4 protein-coding genes and 1 pseudogene are annotated in these 5,974 nt (G+C 60.5%); 3 read left to right on the forward strand and 2 right to left on the reverse strand.

Going from position 1 to position 5,974, the window contains the following annotated elements; translation table 11 throughout:
* Positions 1 to 177 precede the first annotated feature (177 nt).
* Positions 178 to 549: a cupin domain-containing protein gene (locus DK391_RS43640; RefSeq protein ID WP_109484212.1), complete on the reverse strand. Its 372-nt coding sequence runs from the start codon at positions 547 to 549 to the stop codon at positions 178 to 180.
* A gap of 174 nt (positions 550 to 723) precedes the next feature.
* Here DK391_RS43640 and DK391_RS43645 point away from each other — a divergent pair, with 174 nt between their 5' ends.
* On the forward strand, positions 724 to 2,151 hold the full coding sequence (locus DK391_RS43645; protein WP_109484213.1) for an aldehyde dehydrogenase family protein: 1,428 nt from the start codon (positions 724 to 726) through the stop codon (positions 2,149 to 2,151).
* Between the two features lie 14 nt (positions 2,152 to 2,165).
* Here the strand turns inward: DK391_RS43645 and DK391_RS43650 are convergent, their stop codons facing one another.
* Positions 2,166 to 3,116, reverse strand: a complete 951-nt coding sequence (locus DK391_RS43650; RefSeq protein ID WP_109484214.1) for a LysR substrate-binding domain-containing protein — start codon at positions 3,114 to 3,116, stop codon at positions 2,166 to 2,168.
* A gap of 137 nt (positions 3,117 to 3,253) precedes the next feature.
* Between DK391_RS43650 and DK391_RS43655 the strand changes: the two are divergent.
* Together DK391_RS43655 and DK391_RS43660 are read left to right on the forward strand one after the other, a co-directional pair.
* A pseudogene (locus DK391_RS43655) lies at positions 3,254 to 4,426 on the forward strand (M20 aminoacylase family protein).
* 18 nt (positions 4,427 to 4,444) lie between these two features.
* On the forward strand, positions 4,445 to 5,818 hold the full coding sequence (locus DK391_RS43660; protein WP_109484215.1) for an MFS transporter: 1,374 nt from the start codon (positions 4,445 to 4,447) through the stop codon (positions 5,816 to 5,818).
* The last annotated feature ends 156 nt before the right edge of the window (positions 5,819 to 5,974 follow it).

Here is a 5,974-nt window from a genome sequence, read left to right on the forward strand (position 1 = left end):
GCTTTCTTTTGCCTACTTTTCTTTGCCGCGGCAAAGAAAAGTAGGTGCCGCCCCGCACAGGGGCAACGCATGAAGCAGGCAAGACAAATCGCGGATGCCAGCAAATAGCAAGAAGCAAAACGCAAAAAAGGCCACGCATAAAACAACCAGCGCGGCCCCGCAAAAAAAAACCAACCCTCAACCGCAATAAACGATGCTGTACTTCTTCGTAGCAACAGGCATATGCCAGGTACCCGAAAACCCCTTATGCAAAATGAACGCATCACCAGCCTTATAAGACTCGCTACGCCCATCATCGCTAGTAATGGTGACTTCACCTTCAATCAGCACACACACTTCATGAATGGGCAGATCAGCAAGCTTCAGCGTACCGGCATCACATTGCCACACACCGGCGGACAGCACATTCTCAGCATCGGAAAAAGCAGTCAACGCGTGCGGCGCTTTAGCACCATCGAGAATCACATCAGCAGGATCATGCAGTGCCGGCTGCAAGCCAGTCGCACCAGGACCCTTGGCATCGATGCGGGTAAAGGTAATGTTGCTCATTTCGTAGTCTCCAGAATGAAATCGCAGTGAAGCGTGTCAAAGCGGGTTGAATGGGAACCGCGAGTCTGAGCCAAACCCGCCCAGCAATGAATTTCGATTTGAAGACATGTAGTTTGAGGGCAGTCGATGTAACGCATCGGCTGGAATCGGCCTAAGCCAATTTGAGGAAACATCATGCAAAACGCCACACAGTTCTATATCGACGGCAAATGGGTCGACCCGGTCGCACCGAAAACACTCGACGTCATCGATCCGTCCACCGCGCAACCCTTCGCGCAGATCTCGCTCGGCACAGCCGCCGACGTGGACCGCGCCGTCGCGGCCGCGAAGGCCGCATTCGCCACTTATTCGGAAACCACCGTCAAACAGCGCATCGATCTGCTGCAGTCCATCCTCGAGGTCTACAACAAGCGCTACGACGATATGGTCGAAGCGATCAGCCGCGAAATGGGCGCGCCCAGGCAGTTCGCCAACGACGCCCAGGCATGGACGGGCACCGCCCACCTCGAAACGATGATCCGCACGCTGCAGAACTTCGACTTCGAACACATGAAAGGCAGCATGCTGATCCGCAAGGAAGCAGTCGGCGTGTGCGGCCTCATTACGCCGTGGAACTGGCCTGCCTTGCAGATCACCACCAAGGTCGCGCCCGCGCTCGCGGCCGGTTGCACGATGGTGCTCAAGCCGTCGGAACTCGCGCCGATGAGTGCGATGCTCTACGCCGAAATCCTGCATGAAGCAGGCGTACCGGCAGGCGTGTTCAATCTCGTCAACGGCGAAGGGCAGGTGGTCGGCGAAGCGATGTCGCGCCACAAGGACATCGACATGATGTCGTTCACAGGTTCCACGCGTGCGGGCGTGCAGGTCGCGAAGGCATCGGCGGATACCGTCAAGCGCGTGCATCAGGAACTGGGCGGCAAGTCAGCCAACCTGATTCTCGAAGACGCCGATCTGCGCGACGCCGTTACGCGCGGTGCACGCGCATGCTTCGATAACAGCGGTCAATCATGCGACGCGCCCACGCGCATGTTCGTGCCGCGTGCGCGCATGGACGAAGCGTTGGGCTACGCAAAAGAAGTGGCCGATGCACTCGTCGTCGGTCCGGCCAGTGCTGACTCGACGAATCTCGGTCCCGTCATCAGCCAGCAGCAGTACGACAAGATCCAGTCGATGATTGAAGCAGGCGTGCGCGAAGGCGCCGTGCTCGCGGCAGGCGGACCGGGCAAGCCAGAAGGTCTGGGTGAAGGCTACTACGTGCGCCCGACCGTGTTCGGTCACGTGAAGCACGACATGACCGTCGCGCGCGAAGAAATCTTCGGCCCGGTGCTGTCGATTCTTGGCTACGACTCGGAAGACGAAGCTGTCGCGATGGCCAACGACAGCATCTACGGTCTCGCGGGCTACGTGCAGTCGGCCTCGCTCGAACGCGCGCGCGCCGGTGCAAAGCGGTTGCGCACGGGCACGATCTACCTGAACTACGCGGAGTACTCGCCCGAAGCACCGTTCGGCGGTTATCGCCAGTCGGGTAACGGACGCGAGTACGGCGAGTTCGGACTCGAAGACTTCCTGGAGATCAAGGGTGTCGTCGGGTACGGCAACTGAGTCGAGAAAAAGCCTTAAAAAAGCAGTTCGATCGAATGAAACAGACGGCGGCGGTCGGCATCCTGCGACCGCGCGCCTTCATCGATCACGTCCCGCAAGCAGTCGATAAAGCACGCACCCGCAGGACTCACGGGCACGCCGCGCCGCGATGTGATGCTGACTATCGTTTCATCCACTACTTCGCGTAAGGGCAGCGCGCGCAGATTGTCCTTCGCGATGCTCACCTCGACGAGCGGCCACGGAAAGATACTGAGGAAATCTGTCTGCTGAAGCAGGCCGAACACGATCGCGAACGAATGCGCGAGATGGATCGTGTGCGGCACTCGCATGCCGCGCTTGCGGAACAGATTGTCGGCCATCGATTCGCGGCTCGCCGGATCCCAGTTCAACACCCACTCAGCTTCCTGCAACTCATGCAGCGTGCGGCATTCGGCAAGCGGATGTCCGCGCCGCGCGACGACAGCAGAATGCGTCGAGAACAGCGGCACATTATGAAATTCCGATTGCGGCGACGCAGGCGGCGGCCTGCCAATCGAAAAGTCCAGACTGCCATCGCGCAGACGCGGCTGCACGACGGCCAATAAACCTTCGAAGAATTCCAGTTGCACCTCAGGCATTTTTTGCTTGAAGCGGTTGACCGTCTCCGGCAGAAACGTGAGCGCGAGCCACGGCGTCACACCCACCGACAGCGTTCCCGCTGCCGCACCGCGCATCGCTTCGAGTTCGGCCTCGGCGCGGGCAAGCTGACCGAGCACGAGCCGCGCATGGACCACGAGCGCGCGCCCGTATTCGGTGAAGGCAACGCCTGACGTGCCGCGGATCACCAGCGGCGCGCGCAGATCCGCTTCCAGTTCGCGCACCGACTTCGTGACGGCGGCGGGCGAGAGTCCCAACTGACGCGCCGCGGCGCGGATGCTGCCCGTTTCCGCAATCGCGGCGAGCGTGCTGAGTTGATGCAGTTTCATGTCAGACGGATGAAGGGTGGCATCGACATGGCACCCAAGGTGGCAACCATAGGTTGTCACCGTAACCGTTTCACGCCTGCCCGTCAAAAAAACGGTTGGCTATGCTGGGTTCACAGACATTCGATGGAGACAGCAGCGTGAACACCATGGTCATCCCCGCCGGCATCGCCGATCTCGAAGAAGAAATGATTGCCTTGCGCCGCCGCATTCATGCGCACCCGGAGCTTGCGTACGAGGAGCACGTCACGGGCGATCTGGTCGCCGGCAAACTCACTGAATGGGGCTACACGGTGACGCGCGGGCTGGGCCAGACGGGCGTCGTCGGGCAACTGAAAGTGGGCAGCGGCACGCGCAAGCTGCGCCTGCGCGCCGCCATGGACGCGTAGCCGCTCCACGAACAGACGGGCCTGCCGTACGCGCGCACGCTGCCGGGCAAGATGCACGCGTGCGGTCATGACGGCCATACGGCGATGCTGCTCGCGGCAGCGAAGCATCTCGCGCAGGAACGTTCGTTCGACGGCACGCTGAACCTGATTTTCCAGCCGGCGGAAGAGGGCCTGGCGGGCGCGAAGAAGATGATCGAAGACGGCCTGTTCGAGCGCTTTCCGTGCGATGCCGTGTTCGCGATGCACAACATGCCCGGCTATCCGACGGGGAAATTCGGCTTTCTGCCGGGTTCGTTCATGGCGTCGTCGGATACCGTCATCATCAAGGTGACGGGGCGCGGCGGCCACGGCGCAGTGCCACACAAGGCCGTCGATCCCGTCGTCGTGTGTGCGCAGATCGTGCTCGCGTTGCAGACCATCGTGTCGCGCAACGTCGCGCCGCTCGATATGGCGATCATCACGGTCGGCGCGATTCACGCGGGCGAAGCGCCCAACGTGATTCCCGAAACGGCGGAGATGCGTTTGTCGGTGCGCGCGCTGAAGCCGGAAGTGCGCAATTATCTGGAGACGCGCATTCTGGAAGTCGTGCATGGCCAGGCGTCGGTCTACGGAGCGCGTGCCGAGGTCGACTATCAGCGTCGCTATCCCGTGCTCGTCAACGACGTGGAGATGACGGCACTCGCCACCCAGGTCGCGCGCGACTGGGTCGGCGCAGAAGGGCTGATCGAGAACATGCAGCCGCTGACGGGCAGCGAAGATTTTGCGTTCATGCTCGAACGGTGCGCGGGTGCGTATCTGATCATCGGCAACGGAGACGGCGAGGGCGGCTGCATGGTGCACAACCCCGGCTACGACTTCAACGACGATTGCCTTGCGACGGGTGCCGCCTACTGGGTGCGCCTCACGCAGTCTTTTCTTGCCTGACGCGTTCGGGAGACGGACATGACGACGACAGCCGCATCGGCTTCCACGCCCGGCGACAACACCTCGATGACTGATGCGCAGCCGCAGCGCGTGAGTCACGCCAAGGCCATCGCTGCCATCACGCTCGGCAACGGCCTCGAGTTTTTCGACTTCACGATTTACAGCTTCTTCGCGACCATCATCGGCAAGCTGTACTTTCCTGTCGAAGGGCAGCTTGCGCAGTTGATGCTGGCCGTCGGCACGTTCGGTGTCGGCTTCATCATGCGGCCGGTGGGCGGTGTGGTGCTGGGCGCATACGCGGACCGAGCAGGGCGCAAGGCGGCGATGAGCCTGACGTTATGGCTGATGACGCTGGGTTCCGCGATCATTGCATTCGCGCCGACGTATGCGTCGATCGGTCTTGCCGCGCCTGCGCTGGTGATTCTCGCGCGCCTGATCCAGGGCTTTGCGCTGGGTGGCGAGATCGGTGCCTCGACGTCGCTGCTGATGGAGTATGGCAGCGACCGCACGCGCGGCTTTTACGGCAGCTGGCAGTTCGTGAGCCAGGGCTTGAACACGGTGGTGGGATCGCTGCTCGGTGTCGCATTGGCCGCGATGCTGTCGACGCACGCGCTCGAAAGCTGGGGATGGCGTGTGCCGTTTGTGATCGGCATGGCGATGGGGCCGATTGGTGTGTATATCCGGCGGCATCTGGATGAGACCTTGCCGTTGCCTTTGGCTTCTTCTTCTTCTTCTTCTTCTTCTTTCGCTGATGCGCCTGTTCTTGAAGCTGCAGCGGTTGCAAGGCCTGTGCGTGAGATCTTCGGCACGCATCTGGGCGCAATTGCGACGGGTGTCGTGACGACGATCGGCGGCACGGCGGCGAACTACATCGTGCTGTTTTATCTTTCGACTTACGCGATCAAGATCCTGCATTTGCCGATGTCGCTGGCGCTGTGGGCTTCCTGGACGGCGGCTTTTGTCACGGTGATCTGTTCGCCGTTTGCGGGTTCGTTGTCGGATCGCTATGGACGCAAGCGGGTGCTGTGGATTTCGCGGGTGCTGCTGATTGCGGCTGTGTATCCCGCTTTTATGGTGATCAATGCCGTGCCGACTGTGCCGGTTCTGCTTTCGGTCGTTGCCGTGCTTGGTGTGCTGGTTGCTTTTACGGCAGTGCCTAATATCGTCATGCTGCCGGAGATGTTTCCGCGCGAGATTCGCGCTACCGGGATGTCGATTGTTTATTGTCTCGGGGTGTCTATTTTTGGTGGGTTTGCGCAGTTTTTTGCTACGTGGTTGATTCAGCTTTCTGGGAGTACGTTGGCGCCTGCGTGGTATCTGATTGGGTGTGGTGTGGTTTCGCTTATGGCGTTGCCGTTTGTTCGCGAGACGGCTGGAAGGCCTATAGATTAGGCGTTGTTTGTGGTTTGCGATGTTGATGTGGGATGCTTGTTTATTTGCTGGCATCCGCTTTTTGTTAGTGGTGCTTCACGCGTCGCCCCTGTGCGGGGCAGCACCTACTTTTCTTTGCCGCGGCAAAGAAAAGTAGGCAAAAGAAAGCCGCTGAAC

It is taken from the genome of Paraburkholderia sp. C35, assembly GCF_003121405.1.
In the GTDB taxonomy this organism is placed as follows: Bacteria; Pseudomonadota; Gammaproteobacteria; order Burkholderiales; family Burkholderiaceae; genus Paraburkholderia.